Origin of the sequence: Lysinibacillus sp. NPDC096382, from assembly GCF_044762845.1 — a bacterium.
Taxonomy (GTDB): Bacteria; Bacillota; Bacilli; order Bacillales_A; family Planococcaceae; genus Lysinibacillus.
Genome location: NZ_JBIWFC010000040.1, coordinates 1 through 4,656 on the forward strand (window position 1 = coordinate 1; position 4,656 = coordinate 4,656).

A 4,656-nucleotide genomic window follows, 5' to 3' on the forward strand; every position below is an offset into this window, starting at 1 on the left:
TTGATGTCCAAAATTTTGTTTCGTTCACTAACTCAAGGTTAGCTAGTAAAAACTTTATTGATTACGTTTTGCTTGTTCAGTTTTCAAGGTTCATTTATAATCGCCATCTCTTTGTTAAGAGTTAACTTTTATATAATAACATGTTTTATACATAATGTCAAACAGTTATTTTATTTTCATATTGTTCTAGCTGCATGTTTAGCAGCAACTTTTATATAATATCACCCACTTCATAGAACGTCAATAGTTTTTTTGTTTTTTTAAAAGTTTTATAACCTAAACTTTGGCCATGATTTTAAAAATTGAATAGTACGGTTTCTTCCTATTTCTAAAAGCGTTTCTTTAGTCTCTTCATCTAAATCAAATTGTGTGGCGCTATAGTCATCGACAGGAATAAAAATAATATCTCGTTCATGCCGTCTTGAAATATACCTTTCATCATGAGCATCTTTCATAGTAGTAAATAAAGCTTCAAATAAATTTAATCCGTTTTTGATTTCATGTGGATGTTGTTCTTCTCTACGTCTACTCAATTTAAGTCCTATAATCGGTCGCATCTTACGTCCTTCTCTATCATCAAATACCCATAACGGAAAATTGCTCAATACGCCGCCGTCTACTATAACTGAATCTCCTTTTCCTGTTTTTAATGTAACAGGTTCAAAGAAGAACGGTATACCACAGCTCATACGTAAAGCACTTGCTACAGAAAAGTTCCTCGCTTCAATATGATATTTTTGTAAATCGTCTGGTAAAACGATCATTCTGCCATTTGTTAAATCTGAAGCCACTAATTTTAATGAATCTCTAGGTAAATCTCCGAATGTATAAACACCTTTTGCTGCCAATTTCTGAAAAAACCATTTTTCTAATGCTTTTCCTTTATATAAACCTAAATGGTGATAAACATTAACCCACTTCATAAACGGGAAAGGTAAGATTGTTTTCCTTGGATCTAGTAATGAAGGTACATCCAACTCTTCTAACATCGTTTGAATTTCTTTTCCACTATACCCTGCAGCAATAAAAGTAGCTAATATGGCCCCAGCACTTGTTCCAGCTACCCGTTTAAAGCGGAAATTTTCAGCTTCTAGTACTTGATACGCCCCAACTAGTGCAAACCCCTTCAAACCACCGCCAGAAAAAACACCATCAATCCACAAAATTTCCTCTCCTTTTTCAGGTAATCGCTACATTATATAAAAAGTTATATACAATTAGAACGAACTCAATGAGTATTTTGTCGAATTTACAAACGTCTTTGTACTGGCATACGGATCTAAAAATAGTAAAAGGATTAGCTCTGTTCAAGTTAGAGCTAATCCTTTTAACTTAGTTAATGTTATTGCTTAGATTATTTAATTTTAAAATGTGCAATTTGACCTTTTAAGTTTTCAACCATATCATTTACTTGATTAGCTGTTCCTAGCATTTCTTCCATAAAAGCAGATTGCTCTTGCATAGTTGAAGCAATATTTTGGGTACCTGCTGATGTTTGCTCCAATGATTGCACAGTTGTCTCAGTAGTCCCTAATACTTGTTCAGAGCTTGCTGATATTTGTTCTACTGTTGAAGCAATTGATTGCGTTCGCATACTAATGTTTGAAATTAGAGATGATATTTTTTGGAAAGTATCTCCAGCCAATCTTATTGCGACAGTCTCTTGATCAATTTCATCTACTACTCTCGTAATAGCTTCAACCGATTCATTAGAATTGTTTTGCATTTCAGAGATTAATTTAGTTATGTCATTAGCAGATTGGGCAGATTGTTCTGCTAAATGTCTTATTTCATCTGCGACAACAGCAAACCCTTTTCCGTATTCACCTGCACGAGCAGCCTCAATAGCTGCATTTAGTGCTAGTAAATTAATTTGATCTGAAATACTTGTAATTACATTTGTAATTTGTCCTACTTCTTTAGAACGTTGATGCATTTGTTCTGTCATTTGCATTGAGGCTTTTGAAAGCTCGTTAATTGAATCAATTCCTTGTACGGATTGTTGAATGACATTATTACCTTGATTGGATTCTTCAGATGTCTTAATAGATTCATCAGAGACGTTTGTAGTAGATTCTGTAATTTCTACTATCCCCTCTGATATTTCTCTAATTGCAATTTGATTTTGAATAGCCCCAGTTGTTATCATTTCGCTACTTACTGAAACTTCCTGAACTGCTGCTGATACCTGATTAGCCATTTCTGTCACTTGCTCTATACTTTGAGTCAATTCTTTAGACCCGTTTGCTACATAGTCTGCTGTTGAGGATACATGACCTATAACTTCTTTTAGCTGTACTTGCATACTATTAAAACTTGATGCAAGTTGACCAATTTCATCATTACTTGTATTTTTTATTTCCTGTGTTAAATCACCAGCTGCAATTACTTTAGTATAATCTACAAGTTCATTTAACGGTTTAGAAATTCTTTTAGCAGTGAAATATGCTAGTATACCACTTACCACAATAAATATAAGTGCTAATAATACACATACTTTTATTAATAAACTTTCTAGATCAACTATAAAATCTGCATCTTCATCTAATCCTAAGACAGAATCTGTTCCTTGAACTTGTAAAAATGTAGACTTATGGGCGCCGTAATCATCTATATAAATATCACTTGTAACCATTTTAGTTGTACCTAGTGCTGCTTTTTGTTCATCAGTAAACGCTAGAGGTGATAAATACTTATCGTCATTACCTAAAAATAAAATGACTTCTTTATTATCTACTTTACTCATGATATACACATTTTCTAAATCATACTCTTCTTGAAATGCATTTCCTCTAGACAATAGTTCTTGATATGCACTTTTGTTTGTTTTAGCACTATTGATTAATTCTTTATCAAATAACTCATCGAAATCCTCCATTTTCATTGTTAAGCTCTCTTCAAACTGAGGAATAATATAACCGTCAATTAAACGATCAGCTACAATAAAAATGGCTAAGCTAAAAATTGTGCTTATAACAACAATAGGCATTAATACGTTTAATAATATTTTCTTTCTAATTGTCATACTTTTAAACATCATTAACGCTCCTAACTGCAATAAAAAAATTAGTCATTATTAAACAAATACCCTTTCTTTTAACGTTATATATTGATTCAGATCTAAATTCAATAACCTTATATTTTCATTTAAATCCGGTGACTTATGAAAGATTACAGCAAAAGTAGAGCTTTCATTCACTTTCATTGGTCGATATTCTAAAATTTCACCAAAGTTTAGTTTAAACGCTTCATGATTAATAGATACAACTTGCTTACAATCAATAGAGGCATCTATTTCGGCACAACAAAAACTATAAATTGAATCATCCATTTGATTAATTATATTTTCCCAATCAGGCTTTTCTTGTTTAAAAAAGTACTCACATGCGTTTACACCATATGCATGAACGCCAAGTTCATTTGTACCGATACCAGCAAATCTAAGTGGATTTACTTCAATAGGAACAATCTGGTCATTATCGATGCGAATTTCAATATGTATAGGGGCGGACTTTAAAGCGAAGAACGATGAAATAGTTCTTAAAAACTCTTGAATTTTGTTGAGGGACTCATTTATTACTTGCTTACTCGTATAGTAAATTCTATCGCTCATGTCTTTCTCATGTCTAAACATTCTTTTAAAAAGATTTAGGACAACAGGTTCCCCGTCTTCTGTAAAATATACGTCAACAGCGTATTCATCGCCTTCAATTAATTTTTCAATTATAAATGATTGATTATTAATAACTTCGATTGGATACTCTGAACTTGTAACTTCCATTTCAAACTTAAGTTGTTTAATAGTTTCTTTATATTCTTCTACTTTATCAATACGATGTACACCTATACTTGAATATCCTATAACAGGCTTAACAATAATAGGGAAAGGTAGAGCACTAGGATCTAATTCTTCTAATTCTTTTAGAGAAACTTCTGTGAAAAAGAAATCTGTATAATGTCTACTTAATGTTTTCCTGAAAGTAACTTTATTTTTCAAAATATCTGTAACAGTTGTTAAATAGTGATTAGGCGCATATTTTGATAAAATATTAAGTCCATTTTCAGAGTTAAAGAGAATTGGAGAATTCCCTTTCTCTAATTCAATCAACAAATCGTCTACCTTTTTTAAATTTATAGTAGATTCGTTTGGTATAAAAACTTCATTTAATTTGATTACCGGAATTTTATTCTTACTAATTGTGTCCGCTAATAAGTCCGAAACATAAGGTCTATCTAGTATTATCAATATTTACACTCCTATTTATATTATATATTTTTTTACATACCTATATCCTAATAGTATGTAAAAATAACTATTACCTATTTTAATATAAAATACCTATAAAAGCCATAGTATTACCTTTTAATACTATGGGTAATATTACATCGAAATTAATATGAAAGTAAAATGAAATATCTAAATACTAATGAGTATATTTGACTATATAAAGATTAACTTTTGCTAAAGTAAATAGTAAAAAAATCGAGAAGCTTACATTAGCTTCTCGATTTTTTACTATTTTGGTTAATTATTATTTGTATAATTTTATAAAAAAAAAGCCAGCACTCAGCTGACTGTTTACATTGCCTAGCGACGTCCTACTCTCACAGGGGGAAGCCCCCAACTACCATCGGCGCTAAAGAGCTTAACTTCCG

At 31.4% G+C, this 4,656-nt stretch carries 3 protein-coding genes and 1 rRNA gene; all 4 read right to left on the reverse strand.

Annotated elements, in window-relative coordinates; genetic code table 11:
• Window positions 1-269: 269 nt before the first annotated feature.
• On the reverse strand, window positions 270-1,163 hold the full coding sequence (locus ACIQZA_RS25485) for a patatin-like phospholipase family protein (RefSeq protein ID WP_400942042.1): 894 nt from the start codon (window positions 1,161-1,163) through the stop codon (window positions 270-272).
• Window positions 1,164-1,354: 191 nt separating this feature from the next.
• Entirely contained in the window at window positions 1,355-3,040 is a 1,686-nt protein-coding gene (locus ACIQZA_RS25490; protein ID WP_255505319.1) for a methyl-accepting chemotaxis protein, read from the reverse strand.
• Window positions 3,041-3,076: 36 nt separating this feature from the next.
• Window positions 3,077-4,246, reverse strand: coding sequence for an ATP-grasp domain-containing protein (locus ACIQZA_RS25495; RefSeq protein ID WP_400942038.1), 1,170 nt, complete (start codon window positions 4,244-4,246; stop codon window positions 3,077-3,079).
• A 340-nt stretch (window positions 4,247-4,586) separates the two neighbouring features.
• Window positions 4,587-4,656, reverse strand: a 5S ribosomal RNA gene (gene rrf / locus ACIQZA_RS25600); the annotation flags it as partial.